The sequence below is a fragment of the Taibaiella chishuiensis genome (genome assembly GCF_003014535.1).
Classification (GTDB): Bacteria; Bacteroidota; Bacteroidia; order Chitinophagales; family Chitinophagaceae; genus Taibaiella; species Taibaiella chishuiensis.
This window is the reverse complement of the sequence record NZ_PYGD01000009.1, coordinates 171,557-195,982: the sequence shown is the minus strand read 5'-3', so window position 1 is coordinate 195,982 and position 24,426 is coordinate 171,557. Positions and strand designations below refer to the sequence as shown.

Below are 24,426 nucleotides of genomic sequence, written 5' to 3'. Positions count from 1 at the left end.
ATATAATAACCTTTGCATGACGGCTATACATCATATAATCGTCACTATCTTATTAACTTTACACGTTCATTCATCTGCATAATTCATGAAAAAAGTTTTCCCCTCTATTGTTATCCTGATCACCCTCTCCCTTTTAGGCCTCATGTTCCTCCAGATGTCCTGGATACAAAACGTGCTGCTGGTCCAGAAAGGAAAGTACAATAACGATCTCGAAAACTCCTTTACGGATATCAAATGGGGCATACAACACAAGATCGCATTATACATAGGCATGAACCCCGAAACAGTTGACTGGGAGAACTCCCGCACCTGGGATATCCTCTGGTCTTATGTATCGCAGGTACCCCAGGAAGACATTAATCATATCATCGCCGAAGAGCTGTCGGAAAACCATATCGATCTTAAATTCGAATACTCCATTACCAGCAACAACTGGCCGCAGAACAGCTCCAAAGGGTTCTCCAACGACATGTTCTCCTCCTCGTTCCGCAAGGCTTTAACCCCCAACGGCAGCTACCGCTTTGCCCTGTACATCAAACAACCCAAAAACTATATCCTGCGCCGCACCTCCTGGATGATCGGGGCCTCCGTATTGTTTACCATCATTATCATTGCCGCCTTTGCCCTTACCGTACGCACGGTGTTCCGCCAGAAGCAGCTTTCGGAGATCAAATCGGACTTTATCAATAATATGACCCACGAGTTTAAAACACCGCTGGCCACCATCTCGCTGGCGGTAGACGCGCTGGCCAATCCTAAGGTAAAAAGCAATACGGCACAGATCGAATATTATACCGGCATTATCCGCGAAGAAAATGTGCGGATGAACAAACAGGTGGAAAAAATTTTACAGGCCGCACAAATGGATACCAGCAACCTGGAATTGAACCTGCAGCAGATCGACGCACACGAAATAATCCGTACGGCGGCTTCGAATATTATGCTGCGTGTAGAGGAAAAAAACGGTACGCTGGAGCAAAAACTGAACGCGAAAAAATTCATGATCGAGGCCGACGAAGTACACTTTTCCAACATCGTTGCCAACCTGCTCGACAATGCGATCAAATACTCTAAAGACCGCGCCAAGATTATCATTGAGACTTCTAACCCTTCTTCAAAAACCATCTCCATACGGATCAGGGACAACGGTATCGGCATGTCCAAAGAAACCGTAAATCACATCTTCGAAAAGTTCTACCGGGCACACACCGGAAACCTCCACAATGTAAAAGGATTTGGCCTCGGATTAAGCTACGTAAAATCGGTAGTGGAAGCCCATAAAGGCAAGATTAAAGTAGACAGCACACTGGGAAAAGGCAGTGTTTTTTCATTAGAATTAAAAACAAGTGTTGAAATTAAATAAAATACATTAATTTTATCGAAATAATACAGACAAACACCTGTTAATGAAAATGCAAATTGACACATGTCAATTTCTGTCGAGTGTAGGTACAATAGTAGTTAATTTTTAAATATTTAAATCTCTAATGTTCTTTTTGTCGTGATAAATAAGGAGATAAAAAATATTATTAACACCATATTAACGGTCATCGTATTTTTTTAAGCCGATTGATATATTATTTAATTACTATCTTTGCACCTATAACCCAAGCTGAATTCTAAAAAAGCAAAAGTTTCACTTTATGGAAAAACTGCTACTTGCATCTATTTAATCACTTATAATTAAACCAGTATATAAAATGGAACAAACAGTGTCAGCTAACACTTTGGTTATTCGTAAGGACGAAAATTCTAATGAACCAATTAAATTGGATTACTTGGCCGTTAAGAGCGCGGCAATGACTTTAAGGGCGATCAATCATAAACTGCGCCAGCAGATTATTAAGTTACTCGAGGAAAATAAGAGAATGAACGTTACGGATATTTACGTGAAACTGCGCCTGGAACAATCTGTGGCTTCTCAACACCTGGCTATCTTACGCCGCGCCGATGTAGTGGTTACCGTACGTGACGGTAAATTCATCCACTATGCATTAAACCATGCACGTATCGCTGCGGTTTCCCAATTCGTAAAAGAACTTGTTGCATCTGACAAATAATGAACTTGCATTGTGTGTGTTAAACCAAAAGCCTCCGGTATATAACCGGAGGCTTTTTTTTCATGGCACTCAAAATGAATAAATCCACCTGATCCGGGGGGACCGGAAATCTGACCTGTCTTTCTATTCACTTCTTGATGGTAGGGTTTAGGAAATGTAAAAAAGTCTTTGCACAGGCGGATCCGATTCATCAAGCAAAGGTTTAGGGGCCGTTGCGTTTTTCTTAATGCAGTACAAAAATGCGGAATCCCTGCTGCCCCCCAATTAAATTATACCTCCCTTTTAAATAATCAGACCACCTTATTCGAACAGCTGGATTGAAATAAAAATCTGAAAAACAACAATTTAAACTACCATAAAATAAAATAAAATTTACAATTCAGGCTGCGTAACTTTATAGGAATCCTGTACTTTAAAAAATGAAGTTATGGCGGCAGATAACCAGAAACGTATCGAACTGTATGAGCTGATCCGGGGACTGCAAAGGCACGAGAAAGCCTGTTACAAAAAAATGGCCCGGCGACATGCCATCGATAACCGCGCCCTGCATATCCGGCTGTTCGAACTGATGGAACGGCATCCCGTAAACGATGAAAAACTATTTGCCGCCAGGCTCGGATTACAAAGCCAGGCGCACTTTTCCGGGCTCAAGACCTACCTCTGGAACGACATACTCTCCACCATCGTATACCTCCGCCGCAACGATCCCGTAGCCCAGCTGCAGTTTATAGAACTGCAATTCGAACTGCTGCTGGATAAGAACCTGGTGGTATCGGCCGGCAAACTGCTGGAAAAAGCCTGGAAAACGGCCGTCCGGTACGAGCTCTACGCCACCCAGGTAAAGCTGATCCACCAGCAGTATAAAATACTCTCCTACTCCGACTATAAAAGTTTCGAGACCGAAAGCGGCAAGCTGCTGCAATACCAGGCCGGCACCGTAAGCCGCCTGCAATGCGAACAACAGCTGCAGATGATTATCCGCGAACTTACGGGCTTTAAACAATTCAACTACCTGCGGCTTTCGCCCGCACAACTGGCCCGTACGGGCCAACTGCGTACCCTGCTGGCGCAGATCAGCATCGATGCCGGCTGCCCCCTGCTCTATACCCTGCACCAGTTTGCCTGCGGCCTTACCGAGCACCTCTCCTACTGCTTCGAAGCCTGCACCCGCCATACCGCGGCGGTACTGGACTGCTGGCAGGGCAATCCCCATCTTATTGCAGGCAATGCCGCGCTCTTCCTTAACTGTGCCGACTATACCTTCTACAATACCTTTGCCCTGAAGCAAACCGGGCTGGCCGCCGTACTGCTGCAACAATACAGCGTACTGGCCGCGCAGCTCGAAGGCAAGGATAAACTGCGCTGGGAGCTGATCGCCTTCAATACACAACTCAAAATATTTCATAAACATGCAGCCTACGATCAAGTGGGTAGCCTGATCCGCGAACAGGCCGCCGGTATGCTGCAAAAGGTGGAAGCCGTACTGCCGCCGGTCAGCGCCTTATCGCTGATGTCGTCGATCTGTATTTCCTATTTCGTACTCGACCGTTTTAAAGAAGCCGAAGACCTGCTGCTCGATGTGATCCGTATTAACCACGAGGTACAGCGCGAAGACATTCTTTATTTCTCGGCCATCTTCTACCTCGTTATCCTGTATGAGAAAAAAGACGGGCTGCAGCTCAGCAATGCCATATCGGCCACCTATTACCGGCTATACAATAAAAAGAAACTGGATGGCTTTGAAAAAGACCTGATGCTCTTTCTCCGCCATCTCTCCAACGAACAGCATAACGAAGGCCGGCGTACGGCTATACGCGGCTTCCTGCAACGGCTGGAGGTGTATAAAACCGACCCGGTAAAGGAGCTGTATTTCCTCTACTTCAACTACTACGACTGGCTGCAGAGCAAGGTAGACCGGGTAAAGTATACCGAATACCGCAAAATGCAGCTCGATGCCGAAAACGGGCATTCCACGGTTTATCCCCATACTTGAAAACTTTCAAATGTTTAGTGGAAAATCTCGTTTAATTTTGGAGCACTATTATGGCAAAGAAAACAGCAGAAGAGACTCCATTGATGAAACAGCACCAGGCGATCAAAAGCAAATATCCTGATGCTGTGCTTTTATTCCGGGTAGGCGATTTTTACGAAACCTTCAGGGAAGATGCGATCATTGCTGCCAATGTACTGGGCATTACTTTAACCAAAAGAGCCAATGGTTCGGCTTCTTCGATAGAGCTGGCGGGCTTCCCGCATCACTCGCTCGACACTTACCTGCACAAGCTGGTCAAGGCCGGGCACCGCGTTGCCATCTGCGATCAGCTCGAAGATCCGAAAACGGTAAAGGGCATCGTAAAAAGAGGCGTGACGGAAATCGTTACCCCGGGCGTATCGCTCAACGACAAACTGCTGGAGAACAAAAGCAATAACTTCCTGGCATCGGTATACCTCGACGATAAAGAAAACGGCATTGCCTTCCTCGATATCTCTACCGGCGAATTCTTTGTAGCCCAGGGCAGCCTGGAGTATATGGATAAACTGCTGCAGAGCTTCCAGCCCTCGGAAGTGCTGATCGCCAAAGGCAAACAACGCTTCTTCCGCGAACAGCTGGACCAGAAATATTACACCTTTGCGCTCGAAGACTGGATCTTCCAGCATCACTACGGCTACGAAGCGCTGTTGCGCCATTTCGACACCCAATCGCTGAAAGGCTATGGCATCGAAGACTGGAAAGAGGCCACCATAGCGGCCGGCGCAGCGCTGCACTACCTGAAAGATACCGAGCATCCCAATATTCAGCACATCAATACCGTACAGCGTATTACCGCCACCGAATTCCTGTGGATGGACCGCTTTACCATACGCAACCTGGAATTGATGCAGAGCCCGGTAGAGAACGGGCATACCCTGCTGCGGGCCATGGACCATACCATTACCCCCATGGGCGCGCGTATGCTCAAGCGCTGGATCATTTTCCCGCTCAGCGATATCGAACGCATAGAACAGCGCCTGGAATGGGTCAGCATCTTTATCCGCGAACAGGACCTGGCCGACGAGTACCGCAAACACCTGCGCCAGATCGGCGACCTGGAGCGGCTTGCAGCCAAAATACCGCTGAAGAAGATTAACCCGAGAGAGGTGATCCAGCTGGGCAAAAGCCTGCAGCACTGCGCAGACATTAAACAACTGGCCGCCGATAGCAAAGCCGGCCAGGAGCTTACCGCACTCACCACGACCATTAATGCCTGTAACGATATACAGGAAGCCATAGGCAATACTCTCAACGAAGATGCACCGGTAGCCCTGCATAAGGGCGGCGCCATTAAAGAAGGCATTAACCAGGACCTGGACCAGCTGCGGCAGATCGCTTACCATGGTAAGGAATACCTGCTGCGCATACAACAGGAAGAAAGCCAGCGTACCGGCATACCCTCGCTGAAAGTGGCCTTCAACAATGTATTCGGCTACTACCTCGAAGTAACCAATACCCATAAGGACAAAGTGCCACCGGAATGGATACGCAAACAAACGCTGACCAATGCCGAACGCTATATTACCCCCGAACTGAAGGAATACGAAGAGAAGATACTGGGCGCAGAAGAGAAGATAAGCGTACTGGAACAACAGATTTACGAAGGCCTGATCGAAAAGCTGCAAACGGCACTTACGCCCATGCAGGCCAATGCACAGGCCATTGCCCGCATCGACTGCCTGCTGTCTTTTGCCTATATCGCCAAACAGTACAAATACTGCCGCCCGCAAATGAGCGAGCTGCAGGTGCTGGAGATCGGCCAGGGCAGGCATCCCGTGATCGAGCAACTGCTGCCCCCGGGCGAAGCGTATGTAGCCAACGATATACACCTCGATAAGGAGGCCCAGCAGGTAATTATCCTTACCGGCCCCAACATGAGCGGTAAGTCGGCCCTGCTGCGCCAAACAGCCCTGATTACCCTGATGGCGCATGTGGGCTCTTATGTACCGGCCACCAGCGCCACCATCGGCCTTACCGATAAGATCTTTACCCGGGTGGGCGCCTCCGACAACCTGAGCGGCGGCGAATCGACCTTTATGGTGGAGATGAACGAAACGGCCAGTATCATCAATAACCTGAGCAGCCGCAGCCTCATCATACTCGACGAGATCGGCAGGGGCACCAGTACCTACGATGGTATCTCGATCGCCTGGTCGATCGTGGAGCATATCCACAACCATACCGATAAGCCCAAAACACTATTTGCCACGCACTACCACGAGCTCAACGAGCTGGAGCATAAGCTGGCCCGTACCAAGAATTATCATATCACCCATAAGGAAACCGGCAATAAAGTGATCTTCCTGCGTAAGCTGGCGCCCGGCGGAAGCCGCCACAGCTTTGGTATACAGGTAGCCCGCATGGCAGGTATGCCCCCTTCGCTTACCGACCGCGCCAACGAGATACTGGCCGTGCTGGAAGAGAAACATGCCGATAATACACCGGCCGAGCGGGTGAAGAAAATACCGGTACAGAACTTCCAGCTCAATATTTTTGACGGGCTGAGCGAAGACCTGCGCAGTATACAAACCAAACTCTACGCCGTAGACATCAATACCCTTACCCCGGTAGAGGCCCTGATGAAACTGAACGAACTGAAGGATATCGTAAGAAGTTACCAGCAGTAAAAGACCTATTAAGAAACGCGAAAAGAGCTGCCCCCACTTTGGGGGGTGGCTCTTTTGGTTTTTGGGACTTCCGGTGGGTGCAGACGATTCGTTGATTGGGAATCCCCGGCAAATGATGCGATTCAATTCTGCACCTGTAAATCGTATATATATTGTACCTTTATCATATAAATTCCTGTAAACATGAAAAAAATAATCACATTCGCGCTGGCATTATTTGCGGCATTCAACACCAGGGCACAATGCAGTCCGCTGATCTATGCAGGCGGTGCACATGCCGACATCAGTTCCATCATGGAACTCAATATCAAAACTGATTTCTGCGCAACCGGCAACGGTGTCGACAATGATCATTTTGCCTTTGAAGCCGCTACAAACTTCATTAACGCACGGAAAGGCTATTGTAAATTAATTATTCCTGCTGGAACCTATATTGTGGGGAACCCGGTAAGTGGCAACGGCTACTTTTTGCACGGAGGTACGGTATTGAATATTTTCGGCTGTACTAACGTTGAAATTGTCGGGGAGTCCAATCCCACCCTTCGCTATGCCGACGGATTTCATTACGGATATTTTGATTCCTTGTCCGGCATGCCCTTAACCGATGCACAGGCTTCGCTTATATCGTGGGGATCAACAACGCCAAGACCGGCATGCTGGGCCTTTACCGAGAATATGATTTCCGTTTCCTATAACCTGAAAGACGGTTATATCAAAATTTCCGGCCTTACGCTTGATGGCAATGCCTATCCCGGTAAGATGGTGTTGGGAGGTAAGGATAACGACGTCGACATACAGTTGCCCAATTACGGGATCCGTGTTTTAGATGTCGCTAACCTCTCTTTAAATAATCTTACAGTCAAGAGGTTTGGTCTAGACGGGCTTTATATCCTTAACGGCGATACCGTTTATAAAACGAATAAGTTCAACATTAACAACTGTGTCTTTGAATACAACGGCCGCCAGGCTATGAGTATATGCGGGGCCGATAGCGGTATCATCAACAATTCCCAGTTCAATAGTTCGGGCATGGGCATCCTGGCTTCGATCCCGGCAGCCGGCATCGATATTGAAGAGGAAATCCCGACAAAGATTGCCCGCAATCTTATTTTTAATAACTGTCGCTTTGAAAACAACAGGAAATCTGCTATCGACATTACTTCCGGGCTGGGAATCGGGAAAGGATTCTATTTCAATAATTGTAGCATTGTTGCCATGAAAAATCCCGAAACGGCAGTACCGGGTTCCAATACCGGAAATCTCGCCGTCGAAATGAGCCTCTATAAAAAAGTACGTTTCCATAACTGCGACATCTACGGCGTTGTTATGGACGGCGGGAACGAAGCCAGTACAGTCGATGACGGTGTTCACTTTTCAAAATGCCGTTTCTCAGATTGTTATTACAGGAAAGATACCGTATCGGATGAACTGTTAAGGGTGCCACCGTATACTCACAGCACGATAACCTTGCTAACCCGCGATGGGAAGTACTCTAAATACCTCAGGGTCGACAGTTGCAGCTTCGACCTGTACAATAAACGCTTATGGCTCTTAAACACTACGACTAATGAGCCGACAAGTGTTACCAATACGCAAATCAGGATCAACTCGCCCAATACCTACACGGACTTTGTCAATATCGGATATGATTCCAATGTGGTATTCAGTAACAATGTTTTCTACTATTATTGGTACCAGAATTACCAGCATATCCAAAATAGCTTGGTCTACAATGCGCCCTACGAAATTGATGGTATCCGGTTCTGGCATTGGAGCGTTCCCAATAATTTATACCCCTCCACCTGTGCCGATACTCTTGATACTGCACTAACCATGAAGGGCGGGCAAAACGGGCATTTGCTACCTGCAGAAAAAGCGAATCCGATCGACCAGGATATCCGGCTTTATCCAAACCCTGTTCATCAATCCCGTTTTTGCATTGAAAACACCAGTAATAAACAGTTTTACTATGAACTGTCTGATGTAAGAGGAGGATTACTGGACAAGAGCATGATTGGCCCCTACGCCAAAAGCAATATACAATATCCGCGTCTTGCTCCGGGCATCTACCTCGTTAAACTAAGCAATAAAAGTGCGACGAAAATAATAAAGCTGGTTGTTCAGTGACACACCGGGCTCCTACCGGGGAGCAAACTCATCTTACAAAAAAACAAGCTGAAGGATATGCAAAGGGGGCAGGCTGTAAGGCGCTGCCCCTTTGCTTTATTATTTTTTCATCAATTGTTGCCGGCACAGGACGCCGCCAACAATTACGGCACTTTCTTTGTTGATCCCCAAAAGGATACAACATTATGGAAGTTATAGTAAGACGTTTACTACGCGAAGATTATGCAGGACTGAAAGCAACAATGATCGAAGCCTACCAGGGTATGGGCGGCATCTGGCGCGAAGCCAATATCGACAAACTCCTGGATATCTTCCCCGAAGGACAGCTCTGCGTGCTGGTAGATGGTAAAGTAGCGGCCTGCGCACTGTCGATCATTGTACAATACGAACTGTTCGGCGACGAACATACCTACGAAGAAATAACCGGCGACTATACCTTTAACACCCATTTCGACGATGGCGATACCCTGTACGGCATCGAAATATTTGTACATCCCGATTACCGGCAACTGCGGCTGGCGCGCCGGCTCTACGACGCCCGGAAAGAGCTGTGCGAACACCTTAACCTCAAAGAAATACTGGTAGGCGGCCGCATTCCCAACTATCACCTGCACAGCGACAAGTTAAGCCCCAAGCAATACATAGATCGCGTTAAGGCCAAGGAAATTTACGACCCGGTACTGAGCTTCCAGATCGCCAACGATTTTCACGTGGTAAAGGTGCTGACCAATTACCTGAAAGGCGATACCGAATCGAAAGAATATGCCGTACTGCTGGAGTGGAACAATATCTATTACTCGCGCAAAAAAAATGCCCTGAGCGATAGCATTATCCGGTTGGGCCTGGTACAATGGCAGATGCGCCCCTTTGCCGATATGGACAAATTCTTTGAACAGGTCGAGTTTTTTGTGGATGTGCTGAGCGAATACAAATCGGACTTCGCCGTATTTCCCGAATTCTTCAATTCGCCGCTGCTGGCCGAGTTCAACCATATGAGCGAATACGAATCGATGCGCGAACTGGCCAAGAAAACGGAGGAGATACAGAAAAAGCTTTCCGAATATGCCATTGCCTATAACGTGAACATTATTGCCGGCAGCATGCCCCTGGTCGAGAACGGCAACCTCTACAACGTATCTTACCTCTGCCACCGCAACGGCAAACTGAGCGAATACCGCAAGATCCACATCACGCCCAACGAGACCAAGTATTACGGCATTACCGGCGGCGATAAGATCAAAGTGATCAATACGGATTGCGGCAAGATCGGTATCCTGATCTGCTACGATGTGGAGTTCCCGGAACTGTCGCGGCTGCTGGCGTTGCAGGGTATGAAGATCCTGTTTGTACCCTACCTTACCGATACGCAGAACGCTTATATTCGGGTACGCCATTGCGCCATGGCCCGGGCCATCGAAAACGAATGTTTCGTGGCCATTGCCGGCTGCGTAGGCAACCTGCCGGGGGTCAACAATATGGATATCCAGTTTGGCCAGGCCGCTGTATTCACCCCTTCCGACTTTGCCTTCCCGATGAACGCCATCAAGGCCGAGGCCACGCCCAATACCGAGATGACCCTGATTGCGGATGTGGACCTGAACCTGCTGAAGGAACTGCATCACTACGGCTCCGTACGCACCATGACCGACCGGCGCACAGACCTGTACGAAGTGCGCAAAAAACCAAGAACCTGATTGGCAAAGCCCTGTCCGGCAGGGTGTAACTTGTTATTGAAACAGGATATGATCCCGCTGCAGCGCCAAAGCGCAGCGGGATCATATTTTTACAGCACTCCCAAAGCACCGCCCATGAAGCATTTCAGCCCCGGCCAAAGCAAGGACCAGCCAGGTACATCCCGGTAAAGCATAACCGCGAAAAGCGGCCGCTGCACTACCCCATTTTTCTTCCTGAAAAAATCGCTGCGCTTTTTTAAACACATATTCGCTATTTTGCCGGGTTAAAATCAATAAAGCTAATATTCATGAAGAAACTTCTATCCCTGCTGTTTTGCAGTTCCGTCCTGTTGTTCCAGTCCTGTCTGAAAGATAATAGTCCGCCGCTGGTGCCGGATCCACCGGTTACCGGGCAGAAGGAAAAGGTGATCGAGATCCAGACGGACTTCGGCAATATGTATGTATGGCTATACAAGGAAACACCGTTACACCGCGAAAACTTCCTGAAGCTTGCCGGCCAGCAGTTTTATGACAACACCACCTTTCACCGCATCATCAAAGATTTCATGATCCAGGGCGGCGACCCCAAATCAAAAGATGACGATCCGAACAACGACGGTACCGGCGGCCCGGGATACGATATTCCTGCCGAGTTTGTAAGCAGTCTTAAAAATGTACGGGGCGCGCTGGCCACGGCCCGCCTGGGCGATAATGTAAACCCGCAGAAAGCCTCCAACGGCTCGCAGTTCTTTATCAACCTGGTAGCCAATACCCACCTGGACAACAACTATACCGTGTTCGGCTTTGTGATGAAAGGTATGGAGGCGGCCGACAAGATCGTGGTACAACCTAAAAACGCCAACGACAGGCCCCTTACCAATATTAAGATGCAGGTAAAAGTGCTGGAGAAAACCAAGGCCGAAATCCTGTCGGAATACGGGTATGAAGTAAAATAAGAGCCGGGACAAATATAAAAAATACCTATCCCAACTTATTATTAAACAGCTAAATATATTTATTATATATAAATATGCATAATAAAAGGGTTACTTTACCCCGGGGCAGCGTATAAACTTATATAAATTTCTAACTCAATCAAAAAATAAGCACCCGATGAAAAAAGTAATCTTAATGTTAGCTGTTGTAGCTGCTGGTTTTGCAGCATGTAATTCACCCGAAGAAAAAGCAGAAAATGCTGCTGCTGATTCTGTACAGAACCAGGCCGAAAACAAAGCGGATAATATTGCCGCACAGGGCGAAGCTACTGCCGACTCCTTGAAACAAGCTGCAGCAAACGTAGAAAAAGCCGCCGATTCCAATGCTAAGAAAGTAGAGCAGGCCGGCGAGAAAAAAGCAGAAGAAATAAAAAAATAAGGCGCATAACGCATCAATAATAAAACAGGGCTGAGATCGATCTCAGCCCTGTTTTATGTATAAGGATCAAAACCCGGTTACGCGTGTAATTTCGACTGTTTCTCCAACAGCGACTCCACCGTTTCCTGGTACATCTCGTCCGGCACACAACAATCTACGGGGCATACCGCGGCGCATTGCGGCTCTTCGTGGAAGCCCTGGCATTCGGTACACTTATCGGGAGAAATATAATACGTGTCAACAGCGATAGGATCGTGGGGGGCATTGGCTGCCGTCGTGCTCCCATCCATTAAGGTATAATCTCCCCTAACCGTGGTGCCGTCTGCTACTTTCCACTCCACACCGCCTTCATAGATGGCGGTATTGGGGCATTCCGGTTCGCAGGCGCCGCAGTTAATACATTCGTCTGTTATTTTTATAGCCATTTTAATAGTTTGATAATTCGCGAATCAGGCAATCTGCCAATTAAAATTGTTTATACGGTTGCAAAATTACAATTTCGCAGTCAGAAAATCCAATAACTTATGCGTGTATTAGAAGAAAGAATAGCGTTGATGGTACGGCTTGGCAACTATTTTGAGGAAAACGGGCCGGAGTGGCAGGAAGCAGTTGAACTTGCAGAGCGGCAGAATGGCTGGTTTACTCCCGAATTTATCCGTCTTGCCGTGCAAAATATAACCAACGCTTTCCTGCGCGAAAACCTGCTCCGCGAATGGACGGCAGCCTACCCCGACCTGTTTGCTAAACCCAGTACAGCAACAGCACTGCCCGCGGTAGGCCTGGTGATGGCCGGCAATATACCCCTGGTTGGCTTTCACGATTTTCTGTGCATTTACCTGGCCGGCTTCCGCCTCCGGATCAAACTATCGTCCAAAGATACCCTGCTCTGGGAACATATCTTCCGCCTGCTGGGCAGCTGGGACCCCGAATTTGCCGCGCAGGTAAGCGTAGAGGAAATGCTCAAAGGCTGCGATGCCTATATCGCCACCGGCAGCAATAACTCCGCACGCCATTTCGACTACTACTTCCGGAAGTTCCCGCATATCATCCGCCGCAACCGCACCTCGGTAGCCGTGCTCGATGGCAGCGAAACCACAGCAGAGTTGGCCCTGCTGGCCGACGATGTATGCAGCTTCTTCGGATTGGGCTGCCGCAACGTAACCAAGATCTTCGTACCCGAAGGTTATAACTTCGAAACCCTGTTGCCCGCATTCAACAGTTATACCCACTTTAACGACCACAATAAGTACCGCAACAACTACGACTTCCAGCTGGCCCTGTTCCTGCTCAACAAAGTCGAATACATGACCAACAGCCAGTTGCTGCTGGTGCCCGGCGAAAGCCCTTATGCGGCCATCAGTGTATTGCATTATGCTTATTATACCGACCGTGCCGCACTGATGGAACAACTGGCCGCCGACGACCGCCTGCAATGCATTACCACCAGCCAAAGCCAGCTGGCGGCCTATCCGCAGGCCCAGGCCTTCGGCGCCAACCAGGCCCCCGGCCTCAGCGATTATGCCGACGGTGTAGATACGATGGCCTTCCTGGCTTCCCTGGTATAAAAACGCCCAAAATATTTTTGCCCCGTGCTGGTGTTAAAGACCCGGCACGGGGCTTTTTTATATAGGGCGGCTTATAACAACACGGATCATTCAAGCCCATTGCCTGGCAATGCAGTCCACAATAGACCTCCCCTTACATCACCTTTTACAATGACTATTTCGTAGCGCAATAAATTGCCCGGCTATTCTAGCCCTGGCGCTTTTATCCAAGGCTGTTTTGCGCCTGTTTTCGCAATGCTCCTTTGCAGGAGACGCTGCGAAAGAAAACGTTGAGAACGAAGGAAGAAGCATGCCACGCCTGCTTTGTCGCGAGGTCTCCGTAAGGGACCTTGCGAAAGAAGACACGTTTTTTATTGGATAGATAGCTTACCCATTGTCGCTTAATAGAATTATTCCCGATCTCTTTTAGGTCTCGCAGCGCGGCAGCTGTCGCAGCCGGAAAAACTCACCCTGATCGTAACAGAACGCTACGACCCCCTAACTTGTTGAAGACTCCAATTGCCGATGACACTATGGGATAGAAGCAGCCACCCTTTTCCTCGCGAGGTCTCCGTAAGGGACCTTGCGCAACTGGGAACCGGGTTACATAGCGTTACCCACGATTGCCTCATAATACCATACAGGCATCCCCGGTCCAATTATCTTATCCTGCCGGGCCGCTATCCTTTTGTATCAAAGCCGCGTCCGTAGCGCATTGTCCCGCCATTCTTAAAAAAGAATAAAAAACAAATCCTTAACGACAATGAGCATCAGAGTAATGTATTTTTGAGTATCGTTAAAAAGTTAAAATCCGTTTTCAAAAAATTTATGGTAAACCTCTACGTTTAAATATTAATCTAATTACTGTTAAAACAAGAGCGCAAACTATGAAGAAAACAATTGTTCCGGTAGTGATTACCGCAGCCGTTACTTCTCTCGCCACCATATGGGGTTTTGGAAAACTGTCTGATAAAAACCTCTTTTATCCGGGAGAAAGCAAAATACCGATCCATTATGCATCCAATACCGGCATTACCGGCACCCAACCGGTAGATTTCTCGCCCGCGGCCGAAGCAACCGTAAAATCGGTGGTACATGTAAAAACAATGACCCAGGGTAAGACCGTGCTGGCCAACGATCCTTTCGGATTTTACGGGCCACAGCAATACCGTATGCCCGACCAGATGGGTGCAGGCTCCGGCGTAATTATTTCGCAGGACGGGTATATCATTACCAATAACCACGTGGTACAGGGCGCCGACCAGGTACAGGTTACCTTTAACGACCGCAATACCCAGGTAGCGAAAGTAGTGGGCACGGACCCCGCAACGGATATTGCCGTACTGAAAATAGACGGCGACCGCCTGCCCTATATGGAGCTGGGCAACTCGGACAATGTAAAGCTGGGCCAGTGGGTGCTGGCGGTAGGTTACCCGCTTAACCTCGACGCCACGGTAACGGCAGGTATCGTAAGTGCCAAAAGCCGCCAGATCGGCCTGAACCAGCGCCGCGCCAATGCATCGGCCATCGAATCGTATATCCAGACCGATGCCGCGGTTAACCCCGGCAACAGCGGTGGCGCCCTGGTAAACGTACAGGGCCAGCTGATCGGTATCAATGCGGCCATCGCATCGCCGACCGGCAGTTATGCTGGCTATTCCTATGCTATTCCTTCCAACCTGGCGCAGAAAGTAGCCAGCGATATCATTAAATTCGGCACCGTACGCCGCGGTTACCTGGGCCTGCAGCTGCAGGATCTCAACAAAATGGATTCTAAAATGGCCGAGCACCTGGGCATCAGCAGCGGCGACTTCAAGAATGCCACCGGCGTGTATGTAGGCGGTGTAGAACCGCAGAGTGGCTCGGCAGCAGCCGGCATCCGTAAGGGCGACTTCATCACCATGGTCAACGGCAGCGTGGTAAGCAGTGTACCCCAGCTCCAGGAAATGATAGCCCGTTACCATCCCGGCGATAAGGTAAGTGTGAGTTATATGCGGGACGGCAAACCCGGCACCGTATCGGTAGAACTGAAAAACATGGGCGGAGCTGCAGGCGCCACCCAGGGCGGCATGGCCTTTATGGGCGCCGACCTGCGTAACCTGAGCAGTGCAGAGGCCGGCCAATACGGGATTAAAGGCGGCGTAATGATTGCGGGCGTTGCCGACGACGCCCCGCTGAAAAAAGCCAATATCCAGAAGGGTTTTGTAATTACCAGTATCAACGACCGGGAAATAAACAATACCACCGACTTCCAGAATGCCATAACCCAAGCCAGCGGCGGCATACAGCTGGGCGGCATTTATCCCGGCAAACGCGGCATGTACTATTACGGTATTAATGATGCCGATGGCGGGTACTAATCAAAAATTGTTTTGTGTCTGTAAAAAAGGAAGACCTGTAGCGGCAACGTTGCAGGTTTTTTTATGCCCATAACATGCCGCTGTTGTAGCGGAACAGCGATTTGTAAAGGGCAATCCTTATTTTGCAGCCTGATACACTCTTACTTGAACGGACAGGCCTCCATATACCGGCGCTTCAAAAGCAATAAGCCGGCGCTGATTGCGCTGGTACTGATCGTATGTACCGCACTGGTGGCCGTATTTGCCTATCCGCTGTCGCCCGACAGTACTCCTGCGGCCAATACCATGACCCTGGAGCTGAGCGCAAGGCCTATGGGGCACAAACAACTGTTCCTGCTGATACCCAAACAACGGCCACCCGACCGCCGCAATGCATTTTATGCCTTATGGGCCGGGCAACCCGGCGCTTACCAGATGCTGCCGGTAAACGGGTATACGTTGCGGGGCGATACCATTTACGCCCGGCATTATATCGACTACAACCTGGAAGACACCCTGCGGCTGCCGCTTGCCGAGATGAAGATGCCCCCCGGTACTACCGGTGCGGCACAATGGCTGGCCAAAGAGCGCACGCTGGAGCGCCGCTTCCTGCTGGGCACCGACCGTTATGGCCGCGACATCCTTTCGCGCCTGCTGATCGGTGCGCGGGTAAGTATCGCAGTGGGTATCGTATCCGTGGTATTGTCGCTGAGTATCGGCATCCTGCTGGGCGCACTGGCCGGCTGGTACGGCGGCTGGGTAGATGGCGCCGTTATGTGGCTGATCAATATCCTTTGGTCGATACCCACCTTACTGCTGGTATTTGCCATTACATTGACCATCGGCAAAGGCTTCTGGGAGATCTTTATCGCCATAGGCCTTACCTCCTGGGTAAGCGCCGCGCGCCTCATCCGCGGGCAGGTAATGCAACTGAAGGAGATGGACTATATCACCGCGGCCAAAGCCCTGGGATACCGCGACAGCCGTATCATTTTCCGCCATATCGTACCCAATATAGCGGGCCCTGTAATGGTGATCGCCGCGGCCAATTTTGCAACAGCCATCCTGATCGAAGCCGGCCTGAGCTTTCTCGGCATCGGTGTACAACCACCCACCCCCTCCTGGGGACTGATGATCAAGGAGCATTATAACTTCCTGATTGCCGGCAACCCGCTACCCGCCCTTATCCCGGGCCTGGTAATCATGATCCTGGTGCTGGCATTCAATATCGTGGGTAATGCCCTGCGCGATGCGATCGATGTGCGGTAACCGTTGTGCCGGCCGCTTCCCGGCAAAATTATTAGCCCCCGAGAGATAGAAAGGATTTGCTATTTTTGCAACAAGCTTAAAAAAAGACCTATACAATAATATATTCCTGATGTTACAAATAAATTTATTCAGAACAGATAAAGAACAGATTATAGCAGGGCTGCAAAAAAAACACTTTAAAGATCTCCATGTCGTAGACGAGATCATTGCCCTCGACGAAGAAAAACGAAACATCCAGCAACAAAGCGAGACCCTGGCTGCTGCTATGAACGCAGCATCCAAAAGTATAGGCCAACTGATCGCATCGGGCGATAAAGCAGCGGCAGAAGCCAAAAAACAGGAAGTAACCCAGCACCGCGAGCAGGCCAAAGAACTGGGCCTGAACCTGGCTGCGGCCGAGCAAAAGCTGCACGACCTCGTGATCAGCCTGCCCAACCTGCCCCATGCATCCGTACCCGAAGGCAAAACACCGGAGGAGAATGAAGTAGTACGCAGCGGCGGTGCCATACCCCAGCTGCACGAAGGTGCGGTACCCCACTGGGACCTGACCACCAAATACAAACTGATCGATTTTGAACTGGGCAACAAGATTACCGGCAGCGGTTTCCCGGTATATACCAATAAAGGCGCCCGCCTGCAGCGCGGCCTGATCCAGTATTTCCTGGATTACAATACCGGCGCGGGTTATACCGAATACCAGGTACCGCATATGGTGAATGAAGAAAGCGCTTATGGCACCGGTCAGCTGCCCGATAAAGAGGGCCAGATGTACCATGCCAAGGACGACAATTTCTTCCTGATCCCGACTTCAGAAGTACCGCTGACCAACCTGTACCGCGACGAGATCGTGAAAGAGGAACAACTGCCCGTACGGATGACGGCCTATACGCCCTGCTTCCGCCGTGAGGCCGGTTCTTATGGCAAGGATGTACGCGGCCTCAACCGCCTGCACCAGTTCGACAAGGTAGAGCTGGTACAGATCTGCCACCCCACACGCTCTTACGAAGTACTGGAGGAGATGGTACTGCACGTGGAAAAACTGTTGCAGAGCCTGGAACTGCCCTACCGTATCCTCCGGCTTTGCGGCGGCGATATGAGTTTTACTGCGGCGCTTACCTACGACTTCGAGGTATACAGCACGGCCCAGCAACGCTGGCTCGAAGTGAGCTCCGTATCCAATTTCGAGACCTTCCAGACCAACCGTATGAAGATCCGCTTCAAAGACGAGCAGGGTAAGACGCAACTGCTGCACTCCCTGAACGGAAGCTCCCTGGCCCTGCCCCGTATTATGGCCTGCCTGCTGGAGAATAACCAATACGAAGGCGGCATCCGGATACCGGCCGTACTGGAAAAATATGTGGGCGGCCTGAGCATCGGCTAAGGTTTGCCTTTCTTTATTCAACCTTAATCAAACAAATCTCAACAGCATGATACAACGCATTCAAACCGTATGGCTTTTTCTTGCAGCCCTGGTAATGGCCTGTATATTCTATTTCCCGGTCTACAAATTCGATACGGCTACGCAGCTGCCGATGACGATCGGTAACGATTTTGTAGGCATTATCCTGGCCGGCATCAGCATCGTGCTGAGCCTTGTGACCATTTTCCGTTTCAAGAACCGGAAAAACCAGGTGGGGCTTACCTGGCTCAATATCCTGGTGACGATAGGCCTGCAGGCCTGGCTGTTTTTCAAGGTGACCAATTTCCGCAACGACCCGGCCAACAGCACGCTGCAGGGCTACTTCTGGATCGGCATGTTCCTGCCCCTGGTTACCCTTATCCTGCTGTTTATGGCCAAGTCCGGCATCCGGAAAGATGAGAAGCTGGTGAAGTCGCTGGACCGCCTGAGGGATTAAGCTATAAATATTACTTTTTAAAATACCCGGATAAAGCCTGCTGATTGCCTTACGGCGTTAACAGGCTTTTTTCATCCGTAAAAACAAGTGCTTACGTATATGAATCTGCAAGCGATTAAACACTTTTGCGCCTACCAGGAGCGTTGTCACAGCGAAGTGCGCAGCAAATTGCTCGAGCTGTCGTTCCGCGGCGAAGCGCTGGAAGAGGCCATCAGCACGCTGATCTCGGAAGGCTTTTTAAACGAAGAGCGCTTTGCACGGTCCTATACAGGAGGAAAATTCAGGATACTGAAGTGGGGCCGCAGGAAGATCGTACAGCAGCTGAAGCTGAAACAGGTATCGGAATATTGCATCCGTAAGGGATTGACCGAAATCGACGAGGCCGATTACTACGAAACCCTGGCAGGCCTGGCCGCTCAAAAGCTGCACGAACTGCGGCAGGAAAGAAGCGAACGGATACGAAATCAGAAAACCATCCGTTATCTAGTACAAAAGGGATACGAGACGGGTCTTATACTTGAAGTACTGCAAACTAAATTCACGGAGGGTGAATAAAATCTATAGTGATGTGAACTAAATTTTGATATTTTTACAATAATTCATTTTGCTGACCGCTTATAAAGAAGGATAGCCATGATTCAACAAGTAACAGAGGGAGTAAGCATAACAGTGGAAACGTTCTATCAGCCGGAACAAAGCAACCCTCAAAACGCCGATTATTTATTTGCCTACAGGATTACCATAGAGAACTTTTCTTCTATGCCCATCAAGCTGCTGAGAAGGCACTGGCACATTATCGACTCCAACAGCAATCACCGCCAGGTAGAAGGTGAAGGCGTGGTAGGCGCACAGCCCATACTCGATCCGGGCGAGGCTTATCAATATGTATCTACGGCCAACCTGCGCAGCGATATGGGCAAGATGTACGGCAGCTACAGCATGGAGAACCTGTACAACAAGAAAATATTTTCCGTTACCATACCGGAGTTCGAGCTTATTGCCCCGTTCAAAATGAACTAAAGCAAAATGCAGGAAACGAATAAGCCGGGCTTGTGCCCGGCTTATTTTGTTTTGTTTTTGTTTAATGGTGTGGTAGTTGCTGCTCTTTCAGATTCCTTCTCCGGCCTTTTCCAGGCCATCAAAGCGCCTCGCTACCTGAGGATCGTACAAGGGGCATTCATATTCATAGAGGATATCGACAAACTTATTCATCTCGGTTCCCTTCATGCCGTAACAATTAACACGGACAAACTGGTGGGTGGTAAAAAGCCGGAAAGCGCCGTAACCATTCCGCTCCCAGTCATCCTCTCCAATCCGCTCCCAATCGCAGAACGCACCGGCAATACGCGTCCTGATCTCCGGGACCGGCAAGGCCTCCAGGCCATCTACCGTAAAGCCTTCCGATAATCTTTCGTACAGTCTGCGGTGCTCTTTATAAACACCCGGGCTGTATTTCCAGAAATTAAGATCATAACTCATAACGTAATTTATACCGAGGGCAACCCTTACCGGAACTACCTTTCGGGATTATGCTGCAAAGGTAACCGCTCAAAAAAAAGATCAGGCCCGGGATATAAATCCGTATCGGCCGGGTACAAATCCGTATTGATATAACCGGTATCCGTAAATGCCTTGCGGGGCCTCCGTTTTACAGTTATTTTTTGCCATTATATTTGTATACGAAAACCACCATCTATGCTACGTGTACTCCTGATTGATGATGAACCGGTCATCCGTAAAGACATGGAAATGCTGCTGCAAAAACACGACGACATGGTCGTGGTCGGCGCCTGCGGAAGTCTTAAAGAAGCAGCCGTACTGCTCAATACCACCAGCCCCGACCTGTTGCTGCTCGATATCCAGCTGAGCGACGGCACCGGTTTCGACCTGCTGCAGGGCCTGGAACAGATCCCTTTCCAGGTGATCTTTATCACGGCGTATAACCAGTTTGCGATCAAAGCGATTAAGTACGGCGCCCTGGATTACCTGCTCAAACCCATCGACGAACTGGAACTGCAGGAAGCGCTGGATAAAGTAAGGGCCTCGCGCAGGCAGCTGAGCGACTCCATAAAGGAAGGCTGGAACGTAGCCCGCAACCACCTGAACCAGGTCAATAAAGGTATGCAGGACCGCATTGTGCTCCGCTCGCAGCAATACCTGCAGGTGGTACCCTTCGAAGAGATCGTGTATTGCCAGAATGATGGCGGTTATACTCACTTCCACCTGACCAGCAAGAAAAAAATAGTGGTCAGCAAATCGATCAAGGAATACAACGACCTGCTGCCCGACGACCAGTTCCTGAGGCCGCACCAATCCTACCTGGTCAATGTCCGTTTTATCGATAAGTTTCATAAGGATGGTTACCTGGTGCTGCGTACGGGCGAAGAAATACCGGTATCTACCCGCAAGAAAGACCATGTGGTTACCTTCCTTACGGGCAACAGGAATTAAATGCCGCGCGTAATGAACAGGAATCGTACCGGAACCCTACCGAGCCTTATCTGCCGCCTCTTACCCCTGCTCCTGTTGGCGGTACAGGCCTGCCATAGCGATAATGCCCGCAAGCAGGCAAAAGCAGCAGCAGTGTCCAACCTGGAACGGCAATACGAAGCCGTTATCAGCAAGATGATCACTTCGTCTATGTCGGATACCGCGGGGTACAATAAACTGCCCCTGGCCCTGGCCAATAAGAACTACCGCATCAAAGGGTATATCAGTTTCATCAAGGGATACCATGCCTATAAAAACAAGCAGTCCGACTCTGCGGCAATCGATTTCGAAGCCATACTCGACAAGGTAAAACCGGATACCACGCGCGACCGCAACCTGGTTACGCTCAAGGCTGCAGGCCTGCTCCGCCTCAAGCTCGACCGCCAGGTAGATTCCACGACTTTTGCCATGTTGTTTTCGCTGCTGGAATTTACGCAGCGTTACCCTACCCGGTATGCCTGGTGGGCCGAGAACCTGGCGGCCGAAGCCTGGTTCCGCTTCGGCGATCTCGACCGTTCGGCGTATTATATCGAACAGTCCCGGCTTCATTTTCCCGAGCCGGATAATTATGCGCAGCTTTCGGTATTCATGTCGCAGTTTTCGCGTATTGCCTCTACCCGGGAAGACTTTAAGCAGGCGCTGCGCTATGAGGACAGTTCGTATGCCTACGCCCTGCAGGCCGGCGATATGCGGCGGCTGGCCGTAAGTAAGGCGGCACAAGCAGTTTTATACATCCGTATGGGGCAGGCCGAGAAAGGCTACCGGCTGCAAAGAGAAGCCTTCGAGGAAAAGAAAAGGCTGGATATGCTGACCTTCCAGGAGTATATGAACATGGCCTATACCTACAAGGACCAAAAAGACTTTGCCACCTCCAACATCTATGCCCAGCAAGGGCTGAGCGTAGCTATGGAGAACGAAAGCGACGACAATCTGAGGGCCGCCTACGAATGCCTGTACATCAACTTTAAGTCCATGGGTAAGGCCGATAGCGCCACCGAGTACCTCAAAGAAGCCTTTAATGCGGAATTGCGGAGCGTATCCAGCAAACAACAGAAGGAAGTGGCCCAGCTACAGCTGAACCTCGACCTGAAAGAACAGAAACATAAAACACAACAACTGGCCAACCAATACAAAGGCCAGTCGCTGATCCTGCGGCAGCAACGCATTCTCATCTTTGCCTTTGCCACATCGCTGGTGCTGGCGGTAGTACTGGCATTCTTACTGATCCGGCAACGCAGGCTACGCGCCGTCAACGAAAGCATGGAGCTGGAGCAGCGCCTGCTGCGCAGCCAGATGGACCCTCATTTTATTTTCAATACCCTGTCGGTATTACAGAGTTTTATCCGGAGTAATGACAACGACCGCTCGATCAAATACCTGAGCCAGTTTGCCCGCCTGCTGCGGGTAAGCCTCGAAAATTCGCGGGAAGCCTTTGTGCCGCTGCGCCAGGAGATAGAAGCCCTGGAAAACTACCTGAGCCTGCAGGCGATGCGCTTCGAAGGCGTATTCGAATACCGGATCGTCGGTTATAAAGGTTATGAAGAGGATGAAGAGGTAATGATACCTCCGATGCTGATCCAACCCTTCGTGGAAAATGCCATCCAGTACGGCATCCAGAACCTCAGTACCAAGGGCGAACTGCTGATAAAGATCGAGAAGGAAGACGGTATGATCCTTTGTGAGATCGACGACAACGGCCACGGCATCCGTAAGACCGCAGGTAGCAATCCCGGCAAGCAATCGCTGTCGACACATATAACCCGCGAGCGGCTTAATATTCTCAGCCGGCGTACCGGCCGCAGTGCCAACCTGGAGATCCTGAACAAGGCCGATGCCGGCATCGGTCAGGGCACGCTTGTAAAACTGGCCATTCCTTTTATCAAGTCGAGCTGACGGAAATGTACAAAAGCGCAACAAATATGTAAGGGGGCAGCGCAGATAAAAATGGCAGGCCTTACCGGTTCAGGGGCATTGTACATTTGAATACATTTTATAAACACTGTATTATGCGTTATACAAAATGGGAGATCAACAATAATGAAGTTATCCTGCACCCCAATGGCGCCTTCAAGCTGATGGGCATTATGGCAACCCTGATCTGTGGCGCTTTTGCGGCCTTTTTCCTGATCCAGATGCAGCAATATGGCAAAGACCCGGGCTTTACCATTCCCTTCGTGATCCTGCTCCTGTTACCCGGCATTATCCTCTTCCTGGGCGGCAATACCCGTATCGTATTCGACGATGGCGACCGGACCATGAAGCGTTATCTTTTCGGTTTCCTGAAAAATAAAACCGTCAACTACGACGACATTGCGGCTATAGAATCGTACGGCAGTCATAGTACCGGCATGAATTACCGCATATTCCTCCGCGAAAACCGCCATGGCAGAGGCATCCGTATCTCTTCGGGTTATGCCCACAGCGCACATGCCGCCGCTATGGTGTTTCGCCGCGAACTGATACCCATACTCGAACAAAGAATAAAAGCGGGTGCAAGCCGCACCGAGCCTGCCATCGATATGCACAAGTCCATTACCGGCTTTACTTTTTACCGTAACGAAGGCAGCCGCTATGTCGTAAAGGCCTCCAGGATATTTCCTGCTATTATGGGATTGATCTTCCTTTCCTGGGGTGTATACGCCCTGGCTACAGGCGCCGGCAGGCATAGTGCCAAAGCCTCCGATGCCTTCTTCCTTACTTATTTCCCCGTATTGCTGGGCCTGGTCTTCCTGGTCACCTGTTTCAATAAAACGATATTCGATAAGGCCGAACGTAAGATCATCCTCTCTTATGCAGGCGGCATCTATAAGAAAGAATATTTCTTCGGCGACTTTATCCGTTACCTGATCGTGCGCAAAACCACCAACCTGATCTACTCCGGTACCGATGTGCGTATGGAGCTGCAACCGGTAGATAAGAACAAAAGCGTGGCCATTACGATCCACAGTTTCAGCAACACCCGGAAGATAGAACGCTTTATCGAAGAGACGAACAGCATTATGGACAAGATATAGTTGCCGCAATTGCAGCAATGG

20 protein-coding genes are annotated in these 24,426 nt (G+C 49.8%); 18 read left to right on the top strand and 2 right to left on the bottom strand.

Annotated features, from left to right (window positions below):
* Positions 1 to 85 precede the first annotated feature (85 nt).
* From B0I18_RS19825 to B0I18_RS19790, 8 genes are all read left to right on the top strand, one after another.
* Positions 86 to 1,363 carry a sensor histidine kinase gene (locus tag B0I18_RS19825; protein ID WP_106524490.1) on the top strand — a complete coding sequence of 426 codons (1,278 nt, stop codon included), beginning with the start codon at positions 86 to 88 and terminating at the stop codon, positions 1,361 to 1,363.
* A 337-nt stretch (positions 1,364 to 1,700) separates the two neighbouring features.
* Positions 1,701 to 2,060 carry an ArsR/SmtB family transcription factor gene (locus B0I18_RS19820; RefSeq protein WP_106524489.1) on the top strand — a complete coding sequence of 120 codons (360 nt, stop codon included), beginning with the start codon at positions 1,701 to 1,703 and terminating at the stop codon, positions 2,058 to 2,060.
* 427 nt (positions 2,061 to 2,487) lie between these two features.
* Entirely contained in the window at positions 2,488 to 4,053 is a 1,566-nt protein-coding gene (locus B0I18_RS19815; RefSeq protein WP_106524488.1) for a hypothetical protein, read from the top strand.
* A 50-nt stretch (positions 4,054 to 4,103) separates the two neighbouring features.
* Positions 4,104 to 6,719, top strand: coding sequence for a DNA mismatch repair protein MutS (gene mutS / locus B0I18_RS19810; protein ID WP_106524487.1), 2,616 nt, complete (start codon positions 4,104 to 4,106; stop codon positions 6,717 to 6,719).
* 183 nt (positions 6,720 to 6,902) lie between these two features.
* Positions 6,903 to 8,846 carry a T9SS type A sorting domain-containing protein gene (locus B0I18_RS19805; protein ID WP_106524486.1) on the top strand — a complete coding sequence of 648 codons (1,944 nt, stop codon included), beginning with the start codon at positions 6,903 to 6,905 and terminating at the stop codon, positions 8,844 to 8,846.
* A gap of 185 nt (positions 8,847 to 9,031) precedes the next feature.
* Positions 9,032 to 10,540 (top strand): carbon-nitrogen hydrolase family protein, encoded by a 1,509-nt coding sequence (locus B0I18_RS19800; protein WP_106524485.1) that lies wholly within the window; start codon positions 9,032 to 9,034, stop codon positions 10,538 to 10,540.
* A 287-nt stretch (positions 10,541 to 10,827) separates the two neighbouring features.
* On the top strand, positions 10,828 to 11,475 hold the full coding sequence (locus tag B0I18_RS19795) for a peptidylprolyl isomerase (protein WP_106524484.1): 648 nt from the start codon (positions 10,828 to 10,830) through the stop codon (positions 11,473 to 11,475).
* Between the two features lie 157 nt (positions 11,476 to 11,632).
* Entirely contained in the window at positions 11,633 to 11,893 is a 261-nt protein-coding gene (locus B0I18_RS19790; protein WP_181358543.1) for a hypothetical protein, read from the top strand.
* A 77-nt stretch (positions 11,894 to 11,970) separates the two neighbouring features.
* Here B0I18_RS19790 and B0I18_RS19785 read toward each other — a convergent pair whose 3' ends face one another.
* On the bottom strand, positions 11,971 to 12,318 hold the full coding sequence (locus B0I18_RS19785) for a 4Fe-4S dicluster domain-containing protein (RefSeq protein ID WP_106524483.1): 348 nt from the start codon (positions 12,316 to 12,318) through the stop codon (positions 11,971 to 11,973).
* Positions 12,319 to 12,417: 99 nt separating this feature from the next.
* Between B0I18_RS19785 and B0I18_RS19780 the strand changes: the two genes are divergently transcribed.
* The 7 genes from B0I18_RS19780 to apaG all read left to right on the top strand — a co-directional run bounded on the left by B0I18_RS19780 (position 12,418) and on the right by apaG (position 19,921).
* Complete coding sequence (locus tag B0I18_RS19780; protein WP_106524482.1) at positions 12,418 to 13,458, top strand: aldehyde dehydrogenase family protein; 1,041 nt, start codon at positions 12,418 to 12,420, stop codon at positions 13,456 to 13,458.
* Between the two features lie 866 nt (positions 13,459 to 14,324).
* Positions 14,325 to 15,797 carry a trypsin-like peptidase domain-containing protein gene (locus tag B0I18_RS19775; RefSeq protein WP_106524481.1) on the top strand — a complete coding sequence of 491 codons (1,473 nt, stop codon included), beginning with the start codon at positions 14,325 to 14,327 and terminating at the stop codon, positions 15,795 to 15,797.
* Between the two features lie 144 nt (positions 15,798 to 15,941).
* Entirely contained in the window at positions 15,942 to 17,045 is a 1,104-nt protein-coding gene (locus B0I18_RS19770) for an ABC transporter permease (RefSeq protein ID WP_245882123.1), read from the top strand.
* A gap of 109 nt (positions 17,046 to 17,154) precedes the next feature.
* Entirely contained in the window at positions 17,155 to 18,426 is a 1,272-nt protein-coding gene (gene serS, locus B0I18_RS19765) for a serine--tRNA ligase (protein WP_106524479.1), read from the top strand.
* A gap of 46 nt (positions 18,427 to 18,472) precedes the next feature.
* Entirely contained in the window at positions 18,473 to 18,901 is a 429-nt protein-coding gene (locus B0I18_RS19760; protein ID WP_106524478.1) for a DUF4293 domain-containing protein, read from the top strand.
* Positions 18,902 to 19,000: 99 nt separating this feature from the next.
* On the top strand, positions 19,001 to 19,456 hold the full coding sequence (locus tag B0I18_RS19755; protein ID WP_106524477.1) for a regulatory protein RecX: 456 nt from the start codon (positions 19,001 to 19,003) through the stop codon (positions 19,454 to 19,456).
* A gap of 78 nt (positions 19,457 to 19,534) precedes the next feature.
* Positions 19,535 to 19,921, top strand: a complete 387-nt coding sequence (apaG, locus tag B0I18_RS19750) for a Co2+/Mg2+ efflux protein ApaG (RefSeq protein ID WP_106524476.1) — start codon at positions 19,535 to 19,537, stop codon at positions 19,919 to 19,921.
* 87 nt (positions 19,922 to 20,008) lie between these two features.
* Here the strand turns inward: apaG and B0I18_RS19745 are convergent, their stop codons facing one another.
* Positions 20,009 to 20,380 carry a hypothetical protein gene (locus B0I18_RS19745; protein ID WP_106524475.1) on the bottom strand — a complete coding sequence of 124 codons (372 nt, stop codon included), beginning with the start codon at positions 20,378 to 20,380 and terminating at the stop codon, positions 20,009 to 20,011.
* 216 nt (positions 20,381 to 20,596) lie between these two features.
* Between B0I18_RS19745 and B0I18_RS19740 the strand changes: the two genes are divergently transcribed.
* The 3 genes from B0I18_RS19740 to B0I18_RS19730 all read left to right on the top strand — a co-directional run bounded on the left by B0I18_RS19740 (position 20,597) and on the right by B0I18_RS19730 (position 24,405).
* Positions 20,597 to 21,352, top strand: a complete 756-nt coding sequence (locus B0I18_RS19740) for a LytR/AlgR family response regulator transcription factor (RefSeq protein ID WP_106524474.1) — start codon at positions 20,597 to 20,599, stop codon at positions 21,350 to 21,352.
* 12 nt (positions 21,353 to 21,364) lie between these two features.
* Positions 21,365 to 23,284, top strand: coding sequence for a histidine kinase (locus B0I18_RS19735; RefSeq protein WP_181358542.1), 1,920 nt, complete (start codon positions 21,365 to 21,367; stop codon positions 23,282 to 23,284).
* A 113-nt stretch (positions 23,285 to 23,397) separates the two neighbouring features.
* Positions 23,398 to 24,405, top strand: a complete 1,008-nt coding sequence (locus tag B0I18_RS19730; RefSeq protein ID WP_146146818.1) for a hypothetical protein — start codon at positions 23,398 to 23,400, stop codon at positions 24,403 to 24,405.
* Positions 24,406 to 24,426 lie beyond the last annotated feature (21 nt).

Coding starts and splice junctions, on each gene's coding strand:
- B0I18_RS19825 (WP_106524490.1), top strand. CDS start 86: ATGAAAAAAGTTTTCCCCTCTATTGTTATCCTGATCACCCTCTCCCTT.
- B0I18_RS19820 (WP_106524489.1), top strand. CDS start 1,701: ATGGAACAAACAGTGTCAGCTAACACTTTGGTTATTCGTAAGGACGAA.
- B0I18_RS19815 (WP_106524488.1), top strand. CDS start 2,488: ATGGCGGCAGATAACCAGAAACGTATCGAACTGTATGAGCTGATCCGG.
- mutS (WP_106524487.1), top strand. CDS start 4,104: ATGGCAAAGAAAACAGCAGAAGAGACTCCATTGATGAAACAGCACCAG.
- B0I18_RS19805 (WP_106524486.1), top strand. CDS start 6,903: ATGAAAAAAATAATCACATTCGCGCTGGCATTATTTGCGGCATTCAAC.
- B0I18_RS19800 (WP_106524485.1), top strand. CDS start 9,032: ATGGAAGTTATAGTAAGACGTTTACTACGCGAAGATTATGCAGGACTG.
- B0I18_RS19795 (WP_106524484.1), top strand. CDS start 10,828: ATGAAGAAACTTCTATCCCTGCTGTTTTGCAGTTCCGTCCTGTTGTTC.
- B0I18_RS19790 (WP_181358543.1), top strand. CDS start 11,633: ATGAAAAAAGTAATCTTAATGTTAGCTGTTGTAGCTGCTGGTTTTGCA.
- B0I18_RS19785 (WP_106524483.1), bottom strand. CDS start 12,318: ATGGCTATAAAAATAACAGACGAATGTATTAACTGCGGCGCCTGCGAA.
- B0I18_RS19780 (WP_106524482.1), top strand. CDS start 12,418: ATGCGTGTATTAGAAGAAAGAATAGCGTTGATGGTACGGCTTGGCAAC.
- B0I18_RS19775 (WP_106524481.1), top strand. CDS start 14,325: ATGAAGAAAACAATTGTTCCGGTAGTGATTACCGCAGCCGTTACTTCT.
- serS (WP_106524479.1), top strand. CDS start 17,155: ATGTTACAAATAAATTTATTCAGAACAGATAAAGAACAGATTATAGCA.
- B0I18_RS19760 (WP_106524478.1), top strand. CDS start 18,473: ATGATACAACGCATTCAAACCGTATGGCTTTTTCTTGCAGCCCTGGTA.
- B0I18_RS19755 (WP_106524477.1), top strand. CDS start 19,001: ATGAATCTGCAAGCGATTAAACACTTTTGCGCCTACCAGGAGCGTTGT.
- apaG (WP_106524476.1), top strand. CDS start 19,535: ATGATTCAACAAGTAACAGAGGGAGTAAGCATAACAGTGGAAACGTTC.
- B0I18_RS19745 (WP_106524475.1), bottom strand. CDS start 20,380: ATGAGTTATGATCTTAATTTCTGGAAATACAGCCCGGGTGTTTATAAA.
- B0I18_RS19740 (WP_106524474.1), top strand. CDS start 20,597: ATGCTACGTGTACTCCTGATTGATGATGAACCGGTCATCCGTAAAGAC.
- B0I18_RS19735 (WP_181358542.1), top strand. CDS start 21,365: ATGAACAGGAATCGTACCGGAACCCTACCGAGCCTTATCTGCCGCCTC.
- B0I18_RS19730 (WP_146146818.1), top strand. CDS start 23,398: ATGCGTTATACAAAATGGGAGATCAACAATAATGAAGTTATCCTGCAC.